The organism is Sphingobium terrigena, assembly GCF_003591655.1.
GTDB lineage: Bacteria > Pseudomonadota > Alphaproteobacteria > Sphingomonadales > Sphingomonadaceae > Sphingobium > Sphingobium terrigena.
Window position 1 is genome coordinate 241568 of the sequence record NZ_QVRA01000004.1, and the last position, 23978, is coordinate 265545.

A 23978-nucleotide genomic window follows, 5' to 3' on the forward strand; every position below is an offset into this window, starting at 1 on the left:
CGTTTGGCGGTCGGGCTGGCGATCGTCATTTTTTCACACTGTGCGCCATCAGGCGGACCATCAGCGCCTCCAGCCGGGGGGCGTCGATCGTGCGGATGACGGTAGCGGACTGTTCGCCAAGGCCGGGGCGATAGGGGGCGAACCAGGAGAGCATGTCGCCATAGCCGGGGCCGAACTGGCTGTTATAGTCGACATAGAGGGTCTGTTGATCAGTCACTAGCGTCGGGTCGAGCCAGACGCCGGCCGCAATCTCGTCCCATAGCGGGAAGCCGGGTTCCATCGCGGCGATGAAGCGGGCGAGGTCGGGGCTGGCGGATTTTGCCATGCGGTCAAGCAGCGAGCGGCTGCGCTGGGTGCCGGTGGAGGGATCGACCGGGACCACGGTGATCGCCTTCCACGGGCTGCGCGCGACGATGCTGGCGGCTTCGGGATCGAAGCGAATGTTGAATTCGCGGCGGGGCGTGTTGACAAATTCGCGGGCGAAATCAGCAGCAGCGCGATTGTCGAGCATCTGCCGGGGATTGAGCGAGCCGCCCATATAGACAAGCTCCTTCGCCAGGCTGGCAAAGGCAGGATCGAGCCGCTGGGCAAGCGCGAGATTGGTGAGCGGCCCGGCGGCGATGATCGTCACTTCGCCGGGATATTGGCGGACCATGCGGATCAGGAAATTGGCGGCAATCTCGTCACGCGCCCTGGTCGTCGGATTGCCTTCGGGCAGGTTTACCGGATCGTCCGGGCCGAAATAGGGTGGCGTGCTTTGCTGGGTCGGTTCGACCCACTGCTTCATCCACGCGCCCTTCCATGTCAGCTTGCCATAAAGGCTTTCCCAGCGGTCGGTCAGGCTTTCGGAATTGAGCAGCGGATAGGTCGCGCCCTGCACGACCGGCACGTCGGTGCGGTGGGCGATCTCCAGCCCGCGCAGCGCCGTGGCGGTGGCGCGATTGGCCCAGACATTGCCCGACACGGTGGTGATGCCCAGCACATCGACGTCGGGCGCCTCCAGCAGCATGAGGTGCATCAGCGCAAAGCCCTCATCATCGATAATGACCTTGCGTTTGGGCGTGTCGGCATGGGCGAGGCCGATGGTCAGGAGCAGCGCGAGGAAAGTGGCAAGCAGCCTCATAGACAGGCGTCCAGTCGTTCAAGATGGGCGGCGATGGCATCGGGTGGCAGGAAGGAGCCGGTGAAGCTGTTGCGGGCAAGCTGGACGATTTGCGCTCTGCTAAGGCCGCGTGCCGCCGCCGCCGCGCGATAATTGTCGGCGATATAGCCGCCAAAATAAGCGGGATCATCGGAATTGATCGTCGCGCGCAGGCCAAGCTCCAGCATCCGGTCGATCGGATGATCCGCCAGATCGTGGACGACGCACAGTTTGAGGTTGGAGAGCGGGCAGACGGTGAGCGTCATGCCTTCGCGCACCAGCCGGTCGACCAGTGCATCCTCCTCCAGCGCGCGGTTGCCATGGTCGATCCGGTCGACATGGAGCAGGTCGAGCGCTTCATAGACATAGGCGGGCGGGCCTTCCTCGCCGGCATGGGCGGTCAGGCGCAGGCCTTTGGCGGCGGCGGCGGCGAAAACGCGGGCGAATTTTTCCGGCGGGTGGCCATTTTCGGAGGAATCGAGGCCGACGGCGGCGATCCGGTCGAGCCAGGGGTCTGCGGCAGCCAGCGTCGCAAATGCCGCCTCTTCGCTCAGATGGCGCAGGAAGGAGAGGATGAGGGCGCTGCTGATGCCGTGGCGCGCCTGCGCGTCTCCACAAGCGGAGAGCAGCCCTTCGATGACGGTGGCGAAGGGGATGCCGCGATCGGTATGGGTCTGCGGATCGAACATGAGTTCGGCATGGACCACGCCGTCCGCCGCCGCGCGATCAAAATAGGCGGCGGCCAGATCATGGAAATCTTGGCTGGTGCGCAGCACGTCCGCCCCGGCATAATAAATGTCGAGAAAATCCTGTAAGTTGCCGAACGCATAAGCGGCACGGACATCCTCCACGCTGGCATAGGGGATGGCCACGCCGTTGCGCTTGGCAAGCGCGAACATCAGTTCCGGCTCCAGGCTGCCTTCGATATGCAGATGAAGTTCGGCCTTGGGCAGGGCGCGGATGAAGCTGTCGAGATCGGTCATGATGCTATGCCTTGTCGGTCCCAGGCGCATTGGCCCATGATGTAGGTCCGCGCAATGACGCGGTCGTCGCCCAGGATTTGCAGCGCGAAAAGACGGTCTGCAAGCGTGGCATTGGCCGTGCGGCGCGCCAGCAGCGGGGTGGCGGCATAGTCGAGCTGGACGAAATCAGCCTCCTGCCCCGGCTCCAGACCGCCGACCCGGTCGTCAATGTGGAGCAGGACCGCGCTGCCTGCCGTCGCCAGATAAAGCGCGCGGAAGGGATCGAGCGGATAATGGCGCGACAGGGCGGCCTGATAGGCGAGGCCCGCCGTGTGGAGCAGCGAGAAGGATGTTCCCGCGCCGACATCGGTGCCAAGGCCGATGCGCACGCCATGGGCGTCCGCCTGCCCAAAATCGAAGAAACCCGACCCCAGAAAAAGGTTGGAACTGGGGCAGATGGCAATCCCCGCGCCGCTCTCCGCCAGACGGGTGCAGGCGCGGTCGGACAGGTGGACGCCATGGGCGAAAACCGACCGGTCGCCGACCAGACCAAAGCGGTCATAGACGTCGAGATAGTCGTGCGCGGTCGGAAAGCGATCAGCCACGGCGGCACATTCGCGCAGATTTTCGGCCAGATGGGTGTGCAGCAGCACATCGGGATGATCGGCCAGCAAGGCACCCGCGACCTGCAACTGGGCGTCCGATGAGGTCAATGCGAAGCGCGGCGTTACCGCATAGCCAAGCCGGCCGCGCCCGCGCCAGCGGCGGATCAAGGCGTCGCTCTCATCGCGGGCGCTATCGACGGTGTCGGCCAGTCCCTCTGGTCCCAGATCCATCAATATCTTGCCTGACAGGATGCGCATGTTCCGGTCCAGCGCGGCATCGAACAGGGCGTCGACCGAATGGGCATGGACAGTCGGAAAGACGAGCGCGCTGGTCGTGCCGTTGCGCAATAGTTCGTCCAGAAACAGGTTCGCCGTCCGGTCGGCATGGGTACGGTCGGCAAAGGCCTTTTCAGCCGGGAAAATATGGCGATCGAGCCAGTCCAGCAATTGTTCACCGTGCGAGGCGATATGGTCCATCTGCGCATAATGGACATGGGCGTCGATGAAGCCGGGGACGATCAGGCCGGAAAGATGATCGATCGCGAGGCCGGGATAACGGGGTGCCAGCGTCTGATAATCGCCCCGCGCGATAATGATGCCATCCTCCACCACCAATAACCCATCTGGTTCGTGGCGGATAGCGTCGGGATGATGATGCGGATCGCGCGATACCGACAGGAGTTCGCCGCGAAAGCCCCGGATGATCATGCTGTCCTCAATTGCAGCAGTTGGGCCAGTACGGCGATGGCGATGACATCGGGTTCCTTGCCGGTGACGCCCTGCACGCCGATCGGCGAGGTCAGCCGTGCGCGCGCCTCCGTATCGATGCCGTCGCGCGTCAGCCGCGCATGGAAACGTGCACCCTTGGTAGCGGAGCCGATCAGGCCGATATAGGCGCAGGGGGAGCGGCTGAGCGCCGCGTGAGTCAGGCGATAGTCAAGGCCATGGTCATGGGTCAGGATGAGGATGGCGGCGTCATCGGGCGCGTCGGCGACGCATTGCTCGATCGCGGCTTCCGGCACGACCGCAACGCCCTCGATCGTCTCGAACACCGGGCGGGTGTCGAACCAGGAGAGGCGAAAGGGCAGATTGGCGGCATGGCGCGCGATCGCCTGCCCGACATGGCCAGCGCCGAACAGATAGAGTGGTCGGCGCTGCTGACCGATAATCTCCGCCAGACTGTCGCCCGCGCGCGGGCGATCGCCGCGCGCCGACAGGCTGGACGGCAGGGTATAGTCGCTGACATGCCGGTCCACCCAGTCAGGCTGGAAAGTGGAGACAAGGATGCGTTCGTCCGTGGCCTCCGTCAGCCAGTCCATGGCGGAGGGGTCAAGATGTTCGATCAACAGCCTTACCCGCCCGCCGCAACATTGGCCCAGCAATGGTCCCAGCGGATAATCCTGCACCCGCCAATGGCCGGGCGGCAGCGCGAGGATGGCGCGGGCCTGCTCGACCGCGCGATATTCCAGCTGACCGCCGCCGATCGTGCCATAAAGCGCTTCGCCGGTAACGAGCATCCGCGTCCCCGCCCCGCGCGGCGCGGAGCCTTCGCTCGCCAAGATGCTGATCAGGGCGCTTGGTGTCTTGCCTGCCACGCGCCGCAGCCAGCCCAGCCACTCGCTCATCGCGCGCGATGCTCGCTCACCGCGCGCAATATGCGTTCGGGGGTGGCGGGGGCGTCGAGGCGGGGCAGCGCGCGCACGTCCGGCGCGACCGCCGCAACGGCGCGGGTCAGCGCGGAGAATACCGAGATGGCGAGCATGAAGGGCGGTTCGCCAACTGCCTTGGACCGGTTGATGGTCGGTTCGACATTCTCGCCATCCCACAGACTGATCGTCATATGGGCCGGGCGATCCGACGCGGTCGGGATTTTATAGGTGGCGGGCGAATGGGTCAGCAGGCGGCCCTGATCATCGAAGATCAGTTCTTCGGTCGTCAGCCATCCCTGCCCTTGGATGAAGCCACCCTCGATCTGGCCGATGTCGATCTGGCGATTGAGCCAGCGGCCGACATCGTGGAGGATATCGACGGCCAGCACCTTATGCTCGCCGGTCAGTGTGTCGATTGCGACTTCGGACACTGCCGCACCATAGGCGAAATAATAGAAGGGCCGCCCCTGATGCGCGGCGCGGTCATAGGCGATGCCCGGCGTCGCATAAAAGCCGGTGGCGGCAAGCGAGATGCGGCCGATATGCGCCTTGCGGCACAGTTGGGCGAAGGTCAGGCGTTCGGTCCCGGCGATGACGCCTTCCGGGGTGAAGTGGACGTCGGTATCGGCACAGCCGAAGGTGCGGGCGAGGAAGGCGGTGAGGCGGTCGCGGATCGTCATCGCGGCGTTGTACGCGGCCATGCCATTGAGGTCGGCGCCGGACGAGGCGGCGGTGGCCGATGTATTGGGCACCTTGTCGGTGCGGGTGGCGGTGATCCGCACCCGGTCGATCGGCACGGCGAACACGTCCGCGACAACCTGCGCCACCTTGATATACAGCCCCTGCCCCATTTCCGTGCCGCCATGGTTGATCTGGATCGACCCGTCGGCATAGACCAGCACCAGAGCACCAGCCTGGTTCAAATGGGTGGTGGTGAAGCTGATCCCGAACTTGACCGGCGTGAGCGCGATGCCTTTCTTGATGATCGGGCTGGCGGCATTGAACGCGGCGATGGCGGCGCTGCGGGCGTCGTAGCGAGCGTCGGTGCGCAGCCGGGCTATGAGCTGCGGCGCGATATTGTCGGCGATCGTCATGCCATAGGGGGCGACATCGCGACCGGGGCCGTAGAGATTGATGCAGCGGACCGCCAGCGGATCATGGCCCAGATGCGCGGCGACATCGTCCATGATGCGCTCGATCGCCAGCATCCCCTGCGGCCCGCCAAAGCCGCGGAAGGCAGTGTCGGACACAGTGTTGGTTTTCAGCCGTTCCGAGACGATTTCGACATCGGGCAGCCAGTAGCAATTGTCGGCATGGAACATCGCCCGGTCGTTGATCGCCGGGGATAGATCGACCGTCGCACCACAGCGCGAAGCCAGGCGCAGGCGGAGCGCAAGGACATGGCCCTGCGCGTCGAAGCCGACATCATAACCCACCCGGAACGCATGGCGCTTGCCGGTCATGACCATGTCATCGTCGCGGTCGCAACGGAATTTGGCGGGGCGGCCAGTCTTGTCCGCCACCAGCGCGGCCGCGGCGGCGAACAGGGCGGCCTGCGTCTCCTTGCCACCAAAGGCGCCGCCCATGCGCCGCACCTCCACCGTCACGTCGGCGGAATTGCGGTGGAGCATATGGGCGACCAGATGCTGGACTTCGCTGGGATGTTGGGTGGAACAGAGCAGATGGATCTGGCCATCTTCGCCGGGCGTAGCGAGCGCGACCTGCCCCTCCAGATAGAAATGATCCTGCCCGCCCATGTCGAAACTGCCGGTCAGGCTATGGGGGGCGTTCGCCAGCGCGGCGTCGGCATCGCCGCGCGCCATGCGCTGGGTCGGTTCGATCAGCGAATTGGCCGCCTGTGCCGCCTCGATCGTCAGACAGGCGGGCAGCGGCTCATAGTCGATCTTGGCGAGGCGCGCGGCCTTGCGCGCGGCGCGCTGGCTGGTGGCGGCGACCAGGAAGATGGCTTGTCCGACGCAGATCACTTCGCCATCGGCCAGCAACCGGTCGTCGCCCGCGACAGGACTGACATCGTTCGCGCCGGGAATGTCGGCGGCGGTAAAGACCTGCACCACCCCTTCCGCGGCGCGGACGGCGGACAGGTCCATGGACAGGATGCGGGCATGGGCATGGGCGCTTTGGCCAAAGGCCAAATGGAGCATGTCGGCCGGTTCCGGCCCGTCATCGGCATAGCGGGCCGCGCCGGTGACATGGAGCGGCGCGCTGTCATGCGGGTGCGATGGTTTGGGCAGCACGCGCCAGGCGGGATCGCGATCAGCCATGGACCGCGTCCAGACTGAGGACCGACACGGCCTGCCCCTGCTCCCGGTGCCACAGGCGCAGCAGCAGGTTGGCGGCAGCGTCGAGCCGGTAGGCAGCGGAGCCGCGGACGTCGCTGAGTGGGGCATAGTCGGCGCGCAGGGCGGCAGCGGCCTGCTCCATCGTGGCCAGCGTGAATGGCTGGCCGACCAGCGCGGCTTCGCACAGTGGTGCGCGACGCGGCGTGGCCGCCATGCCGCCGAAAGCGATCCGCGCGGCGCTGATCATGCCTTCATCCACGGTCAGGTGAATGGCACCGCACACCGCCGAAATGTCGCTGTCGAAGCGGCGGGACAATTTGGCGATATGGATGATGGCATCGGGACCGGGACGGGGAATCCAGAGGCTTTCGACAAATTCCCAGGGACGGCGGTCCTGTTTGCCATAGTCGAGGAAATAGTCCTCCAGCGTCATCGTCCGCCGACCGTCCCGGCTGCGCAGCGTCAGTTCTGCGCCCAGGGCGATGAAGGCAGGCGGGCCGTCGCCGATCGGCGATCCATTGGCGATATTGCCGCCGACCGTCCCGGCATTGCGGACCTGCAACCCGCCGATCCGGCGGGTGAGTTCGCCAAGATCGGGGTGAAGGCGCGCAAAGGCGGCATGGGCATCGGCATAGCGCACGCCTGCACCCAGTCGGACGCCTGCGGGACTTTCATCGATCGCCTGCAATTCGGCGATGTCGCCCAGGAAGATAAGCGTGTCGATGCTGCGCAGCCCCTTCGTCACCCACAGTCCGACATCGGTGGCACCCGCGACCATGCGCGCGTCGCGATAGTCGGCGAGCAGGTCGGCCAGTGCGGCGCTGCTACGCGGCGCAAACCAGCGGCGGTCGCCATGGTGGCCGGACGCAGCGGGCTTGTCTCGCAAGGCTTTGAGCACAGCGACGGTCGCTGAATCGTCACGTTCCAGCGGGCCGGTGGCATCGCCCGCCGCCAATATCGGGCCATAGCCGGTGCAGCGGCACAAATTGCCCGCCAGCACATCGGCGACCGGCAGGTCATGGCCGCTGGCCCCGACGCAGCGGCCATAAAGCGACATGACGAAGCCGGGGGTGCAGAAGCCGCATTGCGAACTGCCATTGGCGGCCATGCAGGCCTGAAGCGGGTTGAGCGCGCCGTCAGGGGCCAGGCTTTCGACCGTCAGCAGCGCGCGGCCATCCAGCATCGGCAGGAACAGGATACAGGCATTGACCGCGCGCCATTGGATAGTGTCGCCTTCCAGATCGCCGACCAGCACGGTGCAGGCACCGCAATCCCCCTCAGCACAACCCTCCTTGGTGCCGGTGCGGCGCATGGTGTAGCGCAGATGGTCGAGCAGGGTGGCGGTGGGATCGACATTGGCGATCTCGACCAGATCGCCGTCCAGCAGGAAATGCACGCTCATCTCAGCTGCCCCGATAGGTCGAATAGCCATAGGGCGAGACGAGCAGCGGGACGTGATAATGGCCCGCATCGGCAATGCCGAAGTCGAGGGTGATGCTATCGAGGAAGGGCGGATCGGGCAGATCGACGCCCCGCCCGGCGAAATAGGGGGCGACCGCAAATGCCAGCCGGTAGCGGCCCGGTGCGAGCGCAGGCAGGCCGGGGCATCGGCCGTCCGCGTCGGTAACGCCAGCGAACAGGACGGTCCCGTCGCCATCCATAAGGCGCAATGCAACCCCGGCGGCGGGGCAGCCATGGCTGGTGTCGAGGACATGGGTGGACAGGCTGGCCATCATGCCGCTTCCTCTTCTGTTTTTGGCCATTGCCCGACAAATTCCGCTTCATCATAGGTGAGCAGGTCAGCGACCAGTGCGGCGCGATCATCGAGGAAAAGCTGGTCGGTGACGCCTTTCACCAGTCGGGGCAGCGCGGTGCGCAGCCCTGACAGGGCGGAGGCGGACAGGCCGAGGCTGATGAGCGCGGAGTAGTTGAACGCGAACAGGCCGTGCAACGCCGCTGCGCCAGCCTCTGTCCGGGGCAGCAATTCAAAGCCGTCGCCGAGATAAGGATGCGCGTCGATCAGTGCATTGGCAGTGCCGGGCGGAGGAGTGAAGCGATCGGCCCAGCGGGCGATATGGGGCGCGACCGCACCCAGTTCGCCGCGCAGGCCTGGGTCGCTGACAAGGCCGGTGGACAGGATCACGAAATCGAAATCATGCGTCCCCTGCGGCGTCGTCACGCGCACCTGATCGTCGACCAGTTCGACCGACAGCCAGGGCGCGCCCAGATGAAGGTCAAAACCCGGCCAGGCGGCGGCGCGATCGAATGTGTCATTCGTCGGCGGCTGGTTATGGCCAAGGAAGGACGCCATCACCGCATATTTGTCCGCGTCCTCAAGCGCGGGATAGCGGCCGGTAAACCCGACCTGTTCCATGAAACGAATGGGGTTGATGCGCGGTAACACCGGGCGCCGAATGAACACATGCGCCGCTGCGACGCCCAGGCTGAGCGCGGCATTGGCATTGTCAAATGCCGACGCCCCGCCGCCCAATATGCCAATGCGCTTGCCCATAAGCGCGGCAAAGTCGATCGGCTCGCTGGTATGGGCATAGCGGTTGCGGGGCAGGGCGTCGCGGATCATGGCGGGCGTGTGCCATTCGCCGCCGCCCTGTATGCCGGTCGCCAGCACCACCTTGCGCGCCAGCAGCGGCGGCTGGCCATCCAGATGCAGCCGATGGAGGCCATCGCCGATCGGCTCGACAAGGGTCAGTTTCGTGTTGTTGCGCACCGGCAGGTTCAAAACGCGGCGATACCAGCGCAGATAGGCCATCCAGTCGCCACGCGCGATCTTGCCGACCGCTTCCCAGCCTGCCGTGCCATGCTGCGCTTCCCACCAGGCGCGATAGGTGAGCGCCGGGATGCCGAAGTCGATGGGGTTGAGTTCCTTGGGCGTGCGCAGGGTGATCATCCGCGCATAAGTGTCCCACGGCCCTTCCAGCCCGGCGGGGTTTTCGTCGATGACGAGGATGTTGGAGACCCGCTCGCGCAGCAGGCCGAAGGCGGCGGCAAGTCCGCTCTGCCCGCCGCCGACGATGACGACGTCATGGACATGGCCTTCGCGGGCGGCGCGCGGGCGGGTCCAGTCGGTGCCGCCATGGCCGATCAGCAGGAGTTGCCGGGCCAGTTCGGATTCCAGCGCGGGTAAGCTCATATCCATTCCTCCCCGATACGGGGAGGGGGACCGCCCGCAGGGTGGTGGAGGGGGATAGCCCCACACGCTACGTCAGGAGGATAGCCCCCTCCGTCACCGCTTCGCGGCGCCACCTCCCCGTGCCGGGGAGGAATGCAAACGGCGCTCATGCCGCGTCCTCCAGCCGCAGCCGAACGATCTCGCCAATCTGGGCAAGCGCGGTTGCGATCTCTTCGTCGCGCCCATGGCTCAGCCGCTGTTCCATCGCGGCCAATATACCCGCCTTGTCGGTCAGCCGCACGCAGATGATGAAGGGGAAATCGAAGCGCGCGCGATAGGCAGCGTTGAGCGCGTGGAAGCGCTCATATTCCGACGCGGTCAGGCGATCCAGTCCGGCGGAGGCCTGCTCCGCAGCGGACGCGTCAGTCAGCCTCTTGTCGATCGCCGCCTTGCCCGCCAGTTCGGGATGCGCGCGGATCAGCGCCAATTGCTCCTCCGGCGTCGCGTCATAAACGACGGCCATCAGGTCGGCATGGCGGTCACCCGACGATGGCCGTGCGTCGGCGCGCGCCTCGATCCAGGGACTATGTTCGAACAGCGCAGTCAATGCGTGTTGCCCTCCAGGCTGACATGGGCGGACACGACCTTCCAGCCATCCGCAAATTTGATCCAGCTCTGGGTCTGGCGGCCGCGCCGGTCGCTATTCTCGCGAAAAAATTCAGCGTCGGCGGTGGCGAAGCTATCGCCATAGACAGTGATCGCGACCTTCCCCAGCTTGCGCTGCGGGGAGCCGCCACGGCCTTTGCGAAATTCGCGGATTTCCTCGATCCCGTACAGCACTTCGCCGACGCCATAGCGATTGGTGGTGGGCGCATGGTGGAACAGCGCGTCCATTGCAGGCACATCGTCCGCCATCAGCGCGCGCTCATATTCGGCAAAAGCGGCGGTGATTTCGGCAAGCAGGATCGGATCGTCGATGGTCATGCGGGGTGGACCTCCATCCAGTGGCGGGCAATGTCGATGCGGCGGGCGACCCAGGCGTCTCGACAAGCGATGACATGGTCGAGGAAGCGGGCGAGTGCGGCGGCGCGGGCCGGTCGCCCCGCGATGCGGCCATGCAGGCCGACCGACATCATCCGGCCACCCTCCGCGCGGAGCTGATCGAACGTGTCGCGCAGATAGCGGAAGAACTGCTCGCCATCGGTAAAGCCGTTGAGCGCGACGCACTTCATGTCGTTGGCGTCGAGCGTGTAGGGGACGATCAGCTGCCCCTCTGCATAATAAGGCAGGTCGTCGGCATAGCTGTCAGCATCATAAATGAAGCCACCGTCTTCGCGCACCAGCCGGGCGGTGTTGGGCGATGTGCGGCCCTGATACCAGCCTAGCGGGCGGGTGCCGGTCAGCTTTTCATGCAGCGCGATGGCCTGCGCGATATGGGCGCGTTCCACCTCTTCAGGGACATATTGATAGTCGATCCATTTCAGGCCGTGGCTGGCAATTTCCCAATCGGCCGCCAGCATCGCCTCGACCGCCGCCGGGTTCATCGCCATCGCATTGGCGACGCCAAATATGGTGACGGGCAGGCCGCGTTCGGTGAACAGGCGATGCAGCCGCCAGAAACCGGCGCGGCTGCCATATTCATAGAGGCTTTCCATCGCCATCGCGCGCGCGGGGTGGCTAGCGGCACCGACCATTTCGGAGAGGAAGGCTTCGGACCCCTTGTCGCCGTTGAGGACGCTATTTTCCGCGCCTTCCTCATAATTGACGACGAATTGCACAGCGATGCGCGCGCCACCGGGCCAGCGCGGGTCCGGCGGGTGTTGACCATAGCCGATAAGGTCGCGAGGGAGCGTCATGCAGGCCCACCCTTCCCCGTTCGGGCTGAGCGAAGTCGAAGCCCTCGCCTGAGCGTAGCGAAGGCACCTCGCTTCGCTCGGCGGCGCCCTTCGACAAGCTCAGGGCGAACGGGGGTGGGAGGGAGCGTCATGCGTCCCATGCCTCCAGCGCCGCCGGGATCGCCGCGCCGGGCGGCAGGGCAAAGCCTTCGCGCAACAGGCAGGCTTCCAAAGCGCCCAGCGTTATCAAGACCTTATGCTTCATCGCATTATAGCCCATCGCGCCGATGCGCCAGATGCGGCCCTGTAGCGGCCCGAAAGCGGTGCCAATCTCAATCTCGAAATGGTCGCGCATCGCGGCGCGGACCCGGTCATTATCGACGCCGTCGGGGATGAACACGCCGGTCACATTGGTCATGCGATGGGCGTCGTCGCCAAAGAGGGTGAGGCCCATGGCGCGCAGGCCTGCGCTCATCGCCCGGCCAGCGGCGGCGTGGCGGGCATAGCGCGCCTCCAGCCCCTCCCCCAGCATCACCCGCGCACATTCCCGCGCGGCGTAGAGCATGGAGGTCGCTTCGGTATGGTGGTTCAAACGCTTTTCCGACCAATAATCCATGATCATGGCGAGGTCGAAATAGTTGGAGGCGATGCGTGGCCCCGCACCGTCGATGCTGTCGGCGCTGCGGATGCCCGCTTCGGTATGGCGGCGCGCGAAGATGTGGTCGGCGGCGCGATCCGAAACAGTGATCGGGGCAGAGCCGGACGGGCCGCCGAGGCATTTTTGCAAGCCCCCGGTCACGACATCTATGCCCCAGCGGTCGGCAGCGATTTCCATGCCGCCGATGGTCGCGGTCGCATCGACATAGCTGAGCGCGCCTGTCGCGCGGCACAGATCGCCAAGACCGTCGAGCGGCTGGGCCATGGTCGTGGACGTGTCGCCATGGACGCAGGCGACGATTTTGGGACCGTTGCGGGCGATGGCAGCGGCGATCGCGTCCATCGGCACGACCTCGCCCCAGGGCGCATCGACGGTTTCGATGACCGCGCCGATGCGGGTCAATATCTCGCCCAGCAGCAGGCCAAAACGCCCGAAATTAATCACCAGCACCGTGTCGCCCGGCGCGACCAGCGAGACCAGCGCCGCCTCTATCCCGGCGCGCGCAGTGCCGTCGATCAGCATGGTCCATGAGTTTTGCGTGCCGAAAATCGGGCGATAGAGCGCCATGACCTGGTTCATATAGCCGGTCATTTCGGGGTCGAACTGGCCCAGCAAATCCGCCGACATGGCGCGCAGCACGCGGGGATGGGCGTTGACCGGTCCCGGTCCCATCAACAGGCGCTGCGGCGGGTCGATCTCGCCAAAAAGCAGGGGGTCAAGCGGGGTCAAAGGTCGCTCCCAATCGGTCGATAAAGCCAAGCATGACCTGTAATGCCACATCGGCATCGGCGGGGTCGACATGTTCGGCGGGATTATGGCTGATGCCCTGCCTGCAACGGATGAAGAGCATGGCGATGGGGCAGAGCGCGGCCATCACCATCGCGTCATGCCCCGCACCTGATACGAGGCGGCGGGCGGGATGGCCCGCATCGGCGATGGCGGCGTCCATCAGGTCCATGAGCGCTGGATCGCAGGGGCTGGCAGGGAGGTCGTGGACGCGCTGGGTCGCGACATCGAGGTCGCGGCGATCGGCTATGGCGGCCAGCGCGTCCAGTATCGCCTCTGCCGCGCGGTCGCGGCGCGCTGCGTCGCCGGACCGTATGTCGATCGAGAAGCGGACTTCGCCTGCTATGACATTGGGCGCGCCCGGCAGGGCCTCGATCCGTCCCACGGTCGCGACCAGATCGGACGCATCGGCGCGGGCTATCGTTTCGATCGCCAGGATCATCTCGGCCGCGCCCGCCAGTGCGTCGCGGCGCAGCGGCATCGAACTGGTGCCTGCATGACCGGACATACCCTTGACGACGACCTGATAGCGCAGCTGGGCGGCGATGCCGGTGACGGTGCCGACCGCAAGCCCGTCTGCCTCCAGCACTGGTCCCTGTTCGATATGGGCTTCGAGATAGGCAAGCGTCGTGCCAGGTTTCCGGCGCGCATTGTGAAACGTGGTCAGGCCAAGCTGCTCTTTAGTCCAAATGGCGCGACCCGCGATGATCGCTTCGTAGTCGGCATTAAAAAGGCGCAGCGCATCGGGCAGCGAAGTGCCTTTATCGTCTTTGATATTTGTGAGGTCAGCATCGAGCGTTCCAGCCACGGCACGACTGGTCAGCATGGCAGCGGGAAAACGTGATCCCTCCTCATCGCCAAAAGCATATATTTCGATAGCGAAGGGTAATCGCTTTCCTTGCGCATGGAGCGCTGCCACGCATTCGATGCCGAGCATGATTCCGAGCGGCCCATCATACACCCCACCATTGCGTACGCTGTCGATATGGCTTCCGATGATGAGTGACGGCGCATCAACCACATCAGAATAATAATGGCCGACCAGATTACCCGCCGGATCGATGGTCGGATACATCCCTGCTTCGACCATCCACAATCCAACCTGATCGACCGAAGCCCGGTGTGCCGCGGTCAGATAGCCGCGATAGAGGCCGCCTTCCATGTCGCTGTAGGGCGCGACACCCAGTGCGTCGCAGCGTGCGACCGCTCTTGCGCCGCTGCTCACCATGCCGCCACCTGCCCGTCGCTGCGCGGATCGGTTGCGCCGTCCAGGCGGCCATCGGCGTGGCGGACGATGGCACCGGCATGGCCCATCATCGCGGTCAGAGGCCCGACACGCTCGACATCATGGCCCGCCGCTGCAAGATCGGCGTAGAGCGTATCGTCGAACCCGTCCTCCAGCTTCAATGTCGTGCTGCCCTCGCCCCATGTGCGTCCGAGCAGCCAGCGCGGGGCGCTGATCGCCTGCTGGAGATCGACGCCGAACCGGGCGTAGCGGGTGAAGAGCGCAGCCTGGGTCTGGGGCTGGCCTTCGCCCCCCATCGTGCCATAGGCCATGAGCCGCCCGTCATCGAAGCGCGCCAGCGCGGGGTTGAGCGTGTGGAATGGCTTGCGGCCGGGCCGGAGTGCGTTCCAGCCGTCCGCTGCCAGCCGGAAGCTGCTGCCCCGGTTTTGCCAGGTGATGCCAGTCCGCGGCAGAACCAGCCCCGATCCGAATTCATGATAGGTGGACTGGATCGCGCTCACCACCCTGCCCTCCCGGTCAGCGGCGGCGAACCAGCAAGTGTCGCCCTGCGCCGACGGGCGGGGCCAGGGCATGGCGCGGGAGGGGTCGATGGACGCGGCGATGGCGTCCAGCGCGGCGGGATCGCCCAGCAGTCCCTGATAATCGAAATCATGGAAGGCGGGGTCGCCGACATGGGTATCGCGTAGCAGGAAGGCCTGCTTGGTCGCCTCCACCAGGCCATGGACATGGTCGAACCCGTCCGCCTGTGTCGCACGCATCCGGTCGAACAAAGCGAGGATCATCAGCGAGGCGAAGCCCTGCGTCGGCGGGGCGCTGTTATAGAGGTCGATGCCCGTGATGCGGGTCGTCAGCGGCACGGGGCGGGTGGCCTGATGCGCGGCCAGATCATCGCGGCTGACCGGGCTGCCCAGTTCCGCCAGATCCTGCGCGACCAGATCGGCCAGCGCGCCGGTGTAGAAATCAGCAGGGCCATTGTCTGCAATCATCCGCAGCGTCGCGGCGAGCGCGGGCTGGCGCAGCACATCACCTTCGCGCAGGGGATGGCCCTCCGGCTCGAAGATTGCGGCATAGGCGCCGGGCTGGACGCGCAGTTCGCCGCCCTTGGCCGTAGCGATAGCAGCGCCGCCACTGGTCACGGCCACGCCTGTTTCGGCATGATGGATGGCGTCGCGCAACAGGCGGGACAAAGGCAGATTGCCGCCGCCGCTTTCCAGTATCGCCGCCCAGCCCGACAGGGTGCCTGCCACCGTGTTGGCGGCAAGTGGTCCCCGCGTCGGCACCGCGTCCAGCCCGGCATAAAGGCCAAGGTCGGCTTTAGCCGCCGCGCCGCCGCAGCCATGCACGCTATGGATCGCGCCATCCGGCTCTGCGACCAGCCAGAAACTGTCACCGCCAATGCCGGTCATATGCGGATAGACGACGGCCAGCGTCGCGGCGACCGCGACGGCCGCCTCAACCGCATTGCCGCCGTCCTTCAGCACGTCGCAGCCCGCCTGCGCCGCCAGAAAATGAGGCGCGGTGACCATGCCGTTCGTGCCGCTGATGGTGGAAAGCGTCATCATCCTAGTCCGGCAGCGCAGCGACGAAGGCGCGCACGACGTCAGCGCTGTTGACCGAAGCGAGCGCCATGAAGGTGGTCATCTGGTTCGCGCCCGCGTCTCCCCCGGCGAGGTCCGACAGGCTGCGGAACACGATGGCAGGCACCTGATTGGCATAAGCCACCTGCACTACTGCCGCGCTTTCCATGTCGAGGACGCGGGCGTGCCACGCCTTGGCCAGATAGTCGCGAAATTCGGCATTGTCGGCATAGACACCGGCGCTGACGCCGGTGCCGCCGACCACGAATTTGGGCTCATGGGTCAGGCAGTTTGCCGCGGTCGCCTGTCCTTCCACGCAACGGCGCAGGGTCAGGCCGGGTGCGATTTTCCGGGCGAGGGCCAGTAGCGCGGGATCGACCGGTTGCCGATACTGGCGGCGCGGCGTTTCAGTTGCATTGCCCACCCGCACTCCGCGCGGGAACATCATGCCGAAAGGCGGCGGTGCGTCGGCATCGAGGGGTTCGGGGACGACCCAGCCCTGGGGCGTCTGGCGCGCGAAGGAGACTTCCAGATATTGCGCCCAATCCTCCGCCACGATGACGTCGCCGATCGACAGAGCGGGATCGACACCGCCCGCAATGCCGGAAAAGACGATCCGCTTTACCGTGAAGCGATCGAGAACCAATTGGGTATTCATCGCGGCGTTGACCATGCTGACGCCGCTCTGCATCAGCAGCACGGGCTTGCCCGCCATGGTGCCGGTCAGGAAGGTGAGACCGTTAACCTTATAGGTCCGGGGCTTTGCAACCGTGTGGGCCAGCGCATCCCATTCGGGTGCGAAGGCGGTCATGACCACGGTCCGTGGCGTCCGGTCGAGCGGCTTCGCCTGCGTCGAAACCGGCAGCAGCAGCGCGCAGATGGCAAGGCAGAGCGCGCGCATCATGCCGCGCTCATCCAGATGAAGCGGACGACGAACAGGGCGGCCAGCAGGAACAGGAACCAGTCGGCTTTGGTCGCGGTGCCGCGCAGCAGCTTCAATATGGCGTGGGCGGTGATGCCGAAGGCCAGGCCATTGGCGATCGAGAAAGTGAGCGGGATCATCGCCACGGTCAGGAAGGCGGGGATTGCCGAGAGCGGGTCCTCCCACTCTATTTCGGTCAGCGGCAGCAGCATCAGTCCGCCCACGATGATGAGCGCGGGCGCGGTCGCGGCCAGCGGGACGATCTGCGCATAGGGGGCAACGAACATGGTCGCCAAGAACAATATGCCGGTGACGACCGCCGTCAGCCCGGTGCGCCCGCCCGCCTGCACGCCCGCCGCGCTTTCGACATAGGAGGTGACGGTACTGGTGCCGGCTACCGACCCGACGATGGTGGCGGCGGCGTCAGTGATGAGGATTCGGTTGAGGCCGGGGATGCGCCCCGCCTTGTCCATCAGCCCCGCCCGCTTGGTGACCGCGACCAGCGTGCCGATATTGTCGAACAGGTCGACGAAGAGAAAGACGAAGAGGATTTCGAGGAGGCCGAGGCCGTGGCTGCCGGTCAGGCCGAACACGCCCGACAGGTCGAGTTTGAACGCAGTGCCGGTCAGCGCGTCGAGACTGTAGGGTTCCGGGTTGATGACCACCTGACCGAACAGCCATCCCACCAAAGTGGTCGCGACGATGCCGATCAGCATCGCGCCGCGTATATTCCAAACGCTCAGCACGCCGATAACCAGCAGGCCGAACAAGGCGAGCGCTGCGCCGGGGGCCTTGAGGTCGCCCAACGCCACGAAGGTGGCCGGATTGGCGACGACGATGCCTGCGTTCTTCAGGCCGATAAAGCCGATGAACAGGCCGATGCCGCCCGCCACCGCCGCGAACAGATGCATCGGGATGGCCGCGACGATCATCTGGCGCACGCCGGTCAGCGTCAGGATCAGGAAGGCGATGCCGGAAATGAACACGCATCCCAGCGCGACCGGCCAGGGGACCCCCATCTGCTGGACCACGGTGAAGCTGAAATAGGCGTTGAGGCCCATGCCCGGTGCCAGCGCCAGCGGCGTGTTGGCGACCAGCCCCATCAGGATGGAGCCAAAGGCGGCGGCAAAGCAGGTCGCCGCCGCCACCGCCGCGATCGGCATCCCCGCCTGCCCCAGGATCGCGGGGTTGACCAGCACGATATAGGCCATGGTCAGGAAGGTGGTGAAGCCCGCCAGCACCTCCGTCTGCGCCGACGTGCCCCGTTCCGACAGGCTGAAATAGCGTTCGAGCCGTCCTGTCCCTCTCCCCGCCCCCGGCTTTACCGCCACATCCGTCATAATGCGTCCCCCTGTTCGACGGGCGATGTTACGCCGGTCAGCCCCTTATATTCCAGTGTCGCGGCGAAGCGGAATAATGTCGCTTCGCCCCCCGGCCTGCCGATCAGTTGCAGCCCCAGCGGCAAGCGGCCCGGACGGCGCAGCGGCACGCTGAGCGAGGGCAGGCCGGTAAAACTGATCGGCTGGCTGTGAATGCCCAGATCCGCGCGAGCAGGCGACAGAGCGCCGTCGATCATAATGCGCGGGTCGGCGATCAGCGGCGCGACGCAGGGCGTCGCGGGGGCCAGCAGCAGGTCGTAATCGTCCATGATGGCGACGATGCGTTGCTTATAGTCCGCGCGAAAAGCCTGCGCCGCGTCGTAGAGAGCGTCGGGGAGCAGTGCGCCTGCGATCAGACGGTCGCGGGTCGCCGGATCGAACGCCATCGCGTCGTGGCCCAGCGCCTCGCGATGCAACCGGCCGCCTTCTGCTGCGGTAATCAGGAACGCGGCGGAGCGCGCGCGGGCGATGTCGGGCAGCTCGATCAGCGGCGCTTCGGGCGCGATGGCGTCCATCGCGGCGATCTGGTCGGGATCGACATTGTCGCGGAAGCGCCCGCCCAGCCGGGCAACGCGGATAGGATCGCTGGCCGTTGCCTCGGTCCCGCCCAACACCTGCCATAGGCACTCCATGTCGGCCACCGACAGGGTGAAGGGACCGATATCATCGAAACTGTCGGCAAAGGGAAACACCCCGCCCATGGACAGCGCGCCATGGCTGGGCTTGATACCGTAAATGCCGGTCAGGCTGGCGGGGACGCGGATCGATCCATTGGTGTCCGACCCTAGCGAGAAAGGCAGCAGCCCTGCCGCAACCACCGCCGCCGATCCGCCCGATGATCCGCCAGCCAGCCGCTCAAGATCATGGGGATTGCGGGTCGTGCCGTGCCGGGCGTTGATCGTCGCAAAGCCATAAGCGAATTCGTCCATGTTGAGCGTCGCAACCAGCACCGCACCGGCGGCGTGCAGGCGGCTGATGGCGTCCGCATCGGCCTGCGCGGGTGGAGCATCGGCATAGAGGCTGGACCCTGCTGTGGTCGGCAACCCGCGCACATCGAACAGATCCTTGACGCCATAAGGCACGCCCGCCAACGGCCCCGGATCACGCCTCGCAGCGATGGCGGCATCCACCGCAGCAGCCTCCGACCGGGCGCGGTCGGCCAGGATGCGCGTTACCGCAACCAGTCGCCCACCCTCTGCCGCCAATCCGGCAAGGCATTGCTCCAGCACCGCCATGGCGCTGATCTGGCCCGACCGGACAGCGGCGGCGATCTCGACGGCCTGCTTCACGGCTTGTCCGTCGCGAACAGCGTGTCGGCATGGCGGTCCAGCAGAGCCAGATTGGTGGTGACGCCTGCCATGCAGGGTTCGGCTATGGTCAGGCCCAGCCTCTGCGCCGCGCTTTCAATTTCCGCCACGGTGCGCGGCAGTGGCGGGTGCTGGGGCGTTGCGCCTTGCCGAGCGAAGCGGCTCGCCAGCGCGGCGCACAGGAACAGCTGGATCTGGTGGAAGATCATCAGCGGCAGGATGATGACGCCAACCTGCGCCGCCGGAAATAGCGCGCCCGCCATCGGCACACCCGACACCAGGCTCTTCTTCGACCCGCAGAAGAGCAGAACGATCATGTCCACACGCGGCAGACCGACGAGGCGCGCAAGGCCCAGATTCGCCCCCATCACAATGATCAGCATCACCAGGCTGAGCAGCAGCAGGAGCAGCAGGTCGGCAATCCCCACCTGCGACCAGATGCCGCCGACCACCGCCGCGCTGAACGCTGTATAGACGACCAGCAGGATCGATCCGCGATCGACCGGCATCAATATCTTCTTGTGGCGGTCGATGAACGCCCCGATCCACGGCCGCAGCAAATGGCCCGCCAGGAAGGGAACGAGCAGTTGCACAGTGATGGCCTGCACCGAATGCCAGGAAAAGCCGCTGCCCCCGCCGTCCACCGCCATGAGCAAGCCGACCAGAAGCGGCGTCAGGATGATGCCGACGATATTGGACAGAGACGCGCTGCACACCGCTGCCGCAACATTGCCGCCCGCAATCGCAGTAAAGGCGATCGAGGACTGAACCGTCGATGGCAACAGGCTGAGATAGAGCAGGCCGGTAAGCAGCAAGCCATCGCCATGGCCCCGCAACAGGGCGACGAGGCTGAGGCCAATGACGGGAAAGAGGATATAGGTCGAGGCCAGCACATAGAGGTGCAGCCGCCAGTTGCCCGCGCCCGCAAGCACCGCCGCGCGAGACAATTTCGCCCCGTGCAGGAAAAAAAGCAACGCAATCGCGAAATCCGTCGCCGCCTCGACCCAGGGGATCGCCGCACCGCGCACCGGCACGAACGACGCGGCTGCCACCGTCGCGATCAGGCAGAGCAGAAACGGGTCGGGCAGGAAGGAAGGCTTGGAAACGCGGACCATGGCCCCCTTTAGGCCGATCCTGCCCTACCGATCCAATAGAATGACTTGCACGGATCGTTGCAAAAAAGCGCTTACCTGTGGCGGACACTATCTGCTGGACGGCTCACCGCCGGTATCGGTCAATCTCTATCCCGTGGCGGTTGAGCTTGTCGTAGAAGGTTTTGCGCGGCAGATGCAGTTCGGCCATGGCCGACCGCGCGTCGCCCCCGACCCGCTCCAGCACCTGCCGGATCACGCCCGCCTCGAAACGTTCGACCTGCTGGGTGAGGGAGAGCGCACCCCCCTCCCCCGCGCCATCCGCCTGCATGCCCAATACGGTGCGCTTGGCGAAATTGGTGAGTTCGCGCACATTGCCCGGCCAGTCATAGTCCGCCAGATAGGCCTGAACGTCCGGGCCGATACGGGGAACGTCGCGCTTCATCTGGTCGGCTGCCTGATGCAACAAATAACCAAACAGTAATGGAATATCGGCGCGCCGTTCGCGCAGCGGCGGGATGCGCAGGCGCACCATGTCGAGCCGGTAAAGAAGGTCGGCGCGAAAGCGCCCTTCGGCGACGCTGGCCTCAATCCCCGGCTTGGTCGCCGCGATCACACGCAGGTCTATCGCTTGCGGCTGCTGCGCACCAACCGGCAGGATTTCCCGTTCCTCCAGCACGCGCAGCAGCGCGCCCTGCAACCAGGTCGGACTACTCTCTATCTCGTCCAGAAAGAGCGACCCCTTGTTGGCGCGGGCTATCCTGCCCGGCTGGGTCGTGCGGTTGTGGGCGGCGCGCCCGCTTTCCTGTCCGAACAGGTCGACCTCGGCAATCGCATCGGGCAGCGCGGCGCAGTTGATCGCGACAAAGGGGCGACCGCGCCTGCGGCTCCAGCGATGGAGCAGGGTCGCGACCAGTTCCTTGCCGGTGCCGGTCTCCCCTTCGATCAATATGTCGACATCGGCGTCGGCGACCTGGCGCATATTTTCGCGCAGGCGGACCATGGCCGGGGTTTCGCCGATCAGCGGTTCGCCGCCCGCGCTTTCGTCGGCCGCTGCGCGCAAGCGGCGATTGTCCAGCACCAGCCGCCGCATCTCCAGCGCCCGGCGGGCTGATGCGACCAGATGATCGGTGGCGAAAGGCTTGGCGATGAAATCGAACGCCCCGGTCTTGAGCGCTGCGACCGCCATCGGCACGTCGCCATGGCCGGTCATCAGGATCACCGGAATTTCATGGTCGATCGCCGCGACCCGTTTGAACAGTTCCATCCCGTCCATGCGCGGCATCCGGATGTCCGATATGATCGCGCCGCCAAAGCCCGCGTCCAGCCGCGCCAGCGCCGACGCGCCATCGGCAAAAGCCTCCACCGCCATGTCGGCCAGTTGGAAAGACTGCACCAAGGCACTCCGCAGCGCATCGTCGTCATCGACCAGCAGGATCGGCATCTCGGTCATAGCGCATCCAATGTCATGCGGAACAAGGTATGGTCGTCGCTGGCGACATGGTCGAGCGTGCCGCCAAACTCCACCATGATGTCGCGGGCGATGTGGAGGCCAAGGCCCAGCCCGCCCGTCTTGGTGGTGGCAAAGGGCATGAACAGCTGGTCGGCGACGGCGCGATCAATCCCCGTGCCGCTGTCGCGCACGTCCAGAATGACGCGCCCGTCCGATTGCGTCAGATCGACCCGGACCCAGGAATCAGGCTGATCGCGCACTGCCTCCAGCGCATTGGTCAGCAGGTTGACCAATACCTGCTCCAGACGGACGCGCCCGGCCCGTACATGGATGTCAGGGCCGGGCGTCGGCAGCGACAGCGTCACCCCGGCGCTGCGATACTGGTCACCCACCAGCAGCCGCACGCCATCAATAACCTGTGCCATCGACACCGGGCCGATCGTACCAACGCCGCGCCGGGCATAGCGACGCAATTGCGCGGTGATGCTGCCGATCCGGTCTGTCATCGCCACGATTTCGCGCAAATTGGTGGCCGCCTGCTGCGGCTGCGCGCGATCCAGAAAGGCGGCCGCATTTTCGGCAAAGGTGCGGATCGTGGCGACCGGCTGATTGATTTCATGCGCGACGCCGGCCGAAATCGTGCCGAGCGTGCCAAGCCGATTGGCATGGGCCAGCTCCTCGCGCGCCTGGCGATAGCGCTGGTCGGCGGTCGCACGAGCATCCATTTCCCGCGCCAGATCGGCGGTGCGCAACGCCACCTCCCGCTCCAACATCGCTCGCACTTCATGCGCCCTGCGGCGTCGCACAATCGCCCAGGCCAGTCCCGCCAGAAGCAGCGACAACAGCATGATGAACAGGAACACTGCAACATTGGCCCGTTGTCGGGTCGCCTGCAACGCATTGTCCAGCGGCTCGATATGATAAAGCCGCCAGCCAGCCACCGGCACGGGCAGGTTTGCTGTCATCGCCTGCGACCCGTCGCGCATCCGGGTCAGGCCATCGGGACCGATCGCGATACCCAGCGGCGTCAGGGGCGCACCGCCAAATTGCAGCGCCTGCTTGATCTGCGCCTTGCGCGCCGGATCGATCGCCCGCAACGCGCGAAATCGCAGCGCGGGGTCGCTGCTGAGCAATAGCACGCCATTGGCGTCGGCCACGAAACTGAGTGCGCGCCGGTCCCGCCAGGTCCGCTCGATCGCGTCAAACTCCACCTTGACCACGATCACGCCGATCGGACCGTCGCTGCCCTCGATCCGACGGGACAGATAGAGGCCGGGACGGCGGCTGACCGTGCCGAGCGCGAAATATTCGCCACCACCTTTGGTCCAGCCGAGGCGATAATAGGGGCGGAAACTATAATCCTGTCCCACGAAACTGTCGGGCAACCGCGCATTGGACGCCGCAATTGTTCGGCCCGACCGATCCAGCGCGAAGATCGCGCCAGCGCCGGTCTTGGCCGTCAGCACGGCCAGCTTATCATTGAGCGTCATGTCCACCCGCCCCGATCGCAGCGCCGCGCGCAGATCAGGATATTCGCTCAGGACAACGGGCAGCAGGCGGAATTTCTGCAACTCCGATTCCAGCAGGCGCAACACGGCACGGGTCTGCTGCGTGGTTTCGTTGCGCTCCGTGCTGATCGCCTGGACGCGCAGGCTGCGATGATAGCGGTCGGCAAACACAGCCGATGCTAGGACGACCAACGTGATGGCCAGCAGCAGTGGCGAAAGGCTGCGGGTCCAATCGGGCAGGGAAGCAAAACGACTCATATTGTGTGGATTATCACACAATCCTAGTCATGGCGATGTGGAAATCCACATAGATACGGACAGCGAGGGGGGACAATCCTACACCATTATCATTTTAAATCAGTATTTTGATGTAATATCCCGCCGATATTTGGCACCACATCATTTTCCCCGCACCATCACCTTGCCGCA

20 protein-coding genes are annotated in these 23978 nt (G+C 65.4%); all 20 read right to left on the bottom strand.

Annotation, left to right across the window (positions count from 1 at the left end; translation table 11 throughout):
* Positions 1–25 precede the first annotated feature (25 nt).
* The 20 genes from D0Z70_RS06490 to D0Z70_RS06585 all read right to left on the bottom strand — a co-directional run bounded on the left by D0Z70_RS06490 (position 26) and on the right by D0Z70_RS06585 (position 23807).
* Positions 26–1123 (bottom strand): nucleoside hydrolase, encoded by a 1098-nt coding sequence (locus tag D0Z70_RS06490; RefSeq protein WP_119744622.1) that lies wholly within the window; start codon positions 1121–1123, stop codon positions 26–28.
* Entirely contained in the window at positions 1120–2124 is a 1005-nt protein-coding gene (locus tag D0Z70_RS06495) for an adenosine deaminase (protein WP_119744623.1), read from the bottom strand. The genes D0Z70_RS06490 and D0Z70_RS06495 overlap by 4 nt, the downstream gene beginning before the upstream one ends.
* Entirely contained in the window at positions 2121–3416 is a 1296-nt protein-coding gene (gene guaD / locus D0Z70_RS06500; RefSeq protein WP_119744624.1) for a guanine deaminase, read from the bottom strand. Before guaD ends, D0Z70_RS06495 begins: the two co-directional genes overlap by 4 nt.
* Positions 3413–4333 carry a xanthine dehydrogenase accessory protein XdhC gene (xdhC, locus tag D0Z70_RS06505; protein ID WP_119744625.1) on the bottom strand — a complete coding sequence of 307 codons (921 nt, stop codon included), beginning with the start codon at positions 4331–4333 and terminating at the stop codon, positions 3413–3415. The genes guaD and xdhC overlap by 4 nt, the downstream gene beginning before the upstream one ends.
* The gene (xdhB, locus tag D0Z70_RS06510) at positions 4330–6639 is read right to left on the bottom strand and encodes a xanthine dehydrogenase molybdopterin binding subunit (protein ID WP_119744626.1); all 2310 of its coding nucleotides are present in this window, start codon (positions 6637–6639) and stop codon (positions 4330–4332) included. The genes xdhC and xdhB overlap by 4 nt, the downstream gene beginning before the upstream one ends.
* Positions 6632–8059: a xanthine dehydrogenase small subunit gene (gene xdhA / locus D0Z70_RS06515; RefSeq protein ID WP_119744627.1), complete on the bottom strand. Its 1428-nt coding sequence runs from the start codon at positions 8057–8059 to the stop codon at positions 6632–6634. The genes xdhB and xdhA overlap by 8 nt, the downstream gene beginning before the upstream one ends.
* Before the next feature lies 1 nt (position 8060).
* A complete protein-coding gene (gene uraH, locus D0Z70_RS06520; protein WP_119744628.1) occupies positions 8061–8393 on the bottom strand; it encodes a hydroxyisourate hydrolase in 333 nt (110 codons plus the stop codon).
* The gene (locus D0Z70_RS06525) at positions 8390–9808 is read right to left on the bottom strand and encodes an FAD/NAD(P)-binding protein (protein WP_119744675.1); all 1419 of its coding nucleotides are present in this window, start codon (positions 9806–9808) and stop codon (positions 8390–8392) included. The genes uraH and D0Z70_RS06525 overlap by 4 nt, the downstream gene beginning before the upstream one ends.
* A 145-nt stretch (positions 9809–9953) precedes the next feature.
* Positions 9954–10394 (bottom strand): 2-oxo-4-hydroxy-4-carboxy-5-ureidoimidazoline decarboxylase, encoded by a 441-nt coding sequence (gene uraD, locus D0Z70_RS06530; protein WP_119744629.1) that lies wholly within the window; start codon positions 10392–10394, stop codon positions 9954–9956.
* Positions 10391–10771 (bottom strand): oxalurate catabolism protein HpxZ, encoded by a 381-nt coding sequence (hpxZ, locus tag D0Z70_RS06535; RefSeq protein WP_119744630.1) that lies wholly within the window; start codon positions 10769–10771, stop codon positions 10391–10393. The genes uraD and hpxZ overlap by 4 nt, the downstream gene beginning before the upstream one ends.
* A complete protein-coding gene (puuE, locus tag D0Z70_RS06540; RefSeq protein WP_119744631.1) occupies positions 10768–11643 on the bottom strand; it encodes an allantoinase PuuE in 876 nt (291 codons plus the stop codon). Before puuE ends, hpxZ begins: the two co-directional genes overlap by 4 nt.
* A gap of 127 nt (positions 11644–11770) precedes the next feature.
* Complete coding sequence (locus D0Z70_RS06545; RefSeq protein WP_119744632.1) at positions 11771–13009, bottom strand: pyridoxal-phosphate-dependent aminotransferase family protein; 1239 nt, start codon at positions 13007–13009, stop codon at positions 11771–11773.
* Positions 12996–14294 carry an allantoate amidohydrolase gene (locus tag D0Z70_RS06550; protein ID WP_119744633.1) on the bottom strand — a complete coding sequence of 433 codons (1299 nt, stop codon included), beginning with the start codon at positions 14292–14294 and terminating at the stop codon, positions 12996–12998. The genes D0Z70_RS06545 and D0Z70_RS06550 overlap by 14 nt, the downstream gene beginning before the upstream one ends.
* Positions 14288–15871 carry a gamma-glutamyltransferase family protein gene (locus D0Z70_RS06555; protein ID WP_119744676.1) on the bottom strand — a complete coding sequence of 528 codons (1584 nt, stop codon included), beginning with the start codon at positions 15869–15871 and terminating at the stop codon, positions 14288–14290. The genes D0Z70_RS06550 and D0Z70_RS06555 overlap by 7 nt, the downstream gene beginning before the upstream one ends.
* 4 nt (positions 15872–15875) lie before the next feature.
* On the bottom strand, positions 15876–16793 hold the full coding sequence (locus D0Z70_RS06560) for a 5'-methylthioadenosine/S-adenosylhomocysteine nucleosidase (RefSeq protein WP_119744634.1): 918 nt from the start codon (positions 16791–16793) through the stop codon (positions 15876–15878).
* Positions 16790–18151 (bottom strand): NCS2 family permease, encoded by a 1362-nt coding sequence (locus D0Z70_RS06565; RefSeq protein WP_119744635.1) that lies wholly within the window; start codon positions 18149–18151, stop codon positions 16790–16792. The genes D0Z70_RS06560 and D0Z70_RS06565 overlap by 4 nt, the downstream gene beginning before the upstream one ends.
* Positions 18148–19479, bottom strand: a complete 1332-nt coding sequence (locus tag D0Z70_RS06570) for an AtzE family amidohydrolase (RefSeq protein WP_119744636.1) — start codon at positions 19477–19479, stop codon at positions 18148–18150. Before D0Z70_RS06570 ends, D0Z70_RS06565 begins: the two co-directional genes overlap by 4 nt.
* A complete protein-coding gene (locus D0Z70_RS06575) occupies positions 19476–20612 on the bottom strand; it encodes a bile acid:sodium symporter family protein (protein WP_119744637.1) in 1137 nt (378 codons plus the stop codon). The genes D0Z70_RS06570 and D0Z70_RS06575 overlap by 4 nt, the downstream gene beginning before the upstream one ends.
* A gap of 103 nt (positions 20613–20715) precedes the next feature.
* Positions 20716–22041, bottom strand: a complete 1326-nt coding sequence (locus D0Z70_RS06580) for a sigma-54-dependent transcriptional regulator (RefSeq protein ID WP_119744638.1) — start codon at positions 22039–22041, stop codon at positions 20716–20718.
* On the bottom strand, positions 22038–23807 hold the full coding sequence (locus D0Z70_RS06585) for a sensor histidine kinase (protein ID WP_119744639.1): 1770 nt from the start codon (positions 23805–23807) through the stop codon (positions 22038–22040). The genes D0Z70_RS06580 and D0Z70_RS06585 overlap by 4 nt, the downstream gene beginning before the upstream one ends.
* Between the last annotated feature and the right edge of the window lie 171 nt (positions 23808–23978).

What these genes read in the sequence shown, in the direction of transcription:
- D0Z70_RS06490 (WP_119744622.1), bottom strand. Translation starts at nt 1,123, where the DNA reads ATGAGGCTGCTTGCCACTTTCCTCGCGCTGCTCCTGACCATCGGCCTC.
- xdhA (WP_119744627.1), bottom strand. Translation starts at nt 8,059, where the DNA reads ATGAGCGTGCATTTCCTGCTGGACGGCGATCTGGTCGAGATCGCCAAT.
- xdhB (WP_119744626.1), bottom strand. Translation starts at nt 6,639, where the DNA reads ATGGCTGATCGCGATCCCGCCTGGCGCGTGCTGCCCAAACCATCGCAC.
- D0Z70_RS06575 (WP_119744637.1), bottom strand. Translation starts at nt 20,612, where the DNA reads ATGGTCCGCGTTTCCAAGCCTTCCTTCCTGCCCGACCCGTTTCTGCTC.
- D0Z70_RS06495 (WP_119744623.1), bottom strand. Translation starts at nt 2,124, where the DNA reads ATGACCGATCTCGACAGCTTCATCCGCGCCCTGCCCAAGGCCGAACTT.
- guaD (WP_119744624.1), bottom strand. Translation starts at nt 3,416, where the DNA reads ATGATCATCCGGGGCTTTCGCGGCGAACTCCTGTCGGTATCGCGCGAT.
- D0Z70_RS06560 (WP_119744634.1), bottom strand. Translation starts at nt 16,793, where the DNA reads ATGATGCGCGCGCTCTGCCTTGCCATCTGCGCGCTGCTGCTGCCGGTT.
- xdhC (WP_119744625.1), bottom strand. Translation starts at nt 4,333, where the DNA reads ATGAGCGAGTGGCTGGGCTGGCTGCGGCGCGTGGCAGGCAAGACACCA.
- D0Z70_RS06580 (WP_119744638.1), bottom strand. Translation starts at nt 22,041, where the DNA reads ATGACCGAGATGCCGATCCTGCTGGTCGATGACGACGATGCGCTGCGG.
- D0Z70_RS06585 (WP_119744639.1), bottom strand. Translation starts at nt 23,807, where the DNA reads ATGAGTCGTTTTGCTTCCCTGCCCGATTGGACCCGCAGCCTTTCGCCA.
- D0Z70_RS06525 (WP_119744675.1), bottom strand. Translation starts at nt 9,808, where the DNA reads ATGAGCTTACCCGCGCTGGAATCCGAACTGGCCCGGCAACTCCTGCTG.
- D0Z70_RS06565 (WP_119744635.1), bottom strand. Translation starts at nt 18,151, where the DNA reads ATGACGGATGTGGCGGTAAAGCCGGGGGCGGGGAGAGGGACAGGACGG.
- D0Z70_RS06550 (WP_119744633.1), bottom strand. Translation starts at nt 14,294, where the DNA reads ATGGTGAGCAGCGGCGCAAGAGCGGTCGCACGCTGCGACGCACTGGGT.
- uraH (WP_119744628.1), bottom strand. Translation starts at nt 8,393, where the DNA reads ATGATGGCCAGCCTGTCCACCCATGTCCTCGACACCAGCCATGGCTGC.
- puuE (WP_119744631.1), bottom strand. Translation starts at nt 11,643, where the DNA reads ATGACGCTCCCTCGCGACCTTATCGGCTATGGTCAACACCCGCCGGAC.
- D0Z70_RS06555 (WP_119744676.1), bottom strand. Translation starts at nt 15,871, where the DNA reads ATGACGCTTTCCACCATCAGCGGCACGAACGGCATGGTCACCGCGCCT.
- hpxZ (WP_119744630.1), bottom strand. Translation starts at nt 10,771, where the DNA reads ATGACCATCGACGATCCGATCCTGCTTGCCGAAATCACCGCCGCTTTT.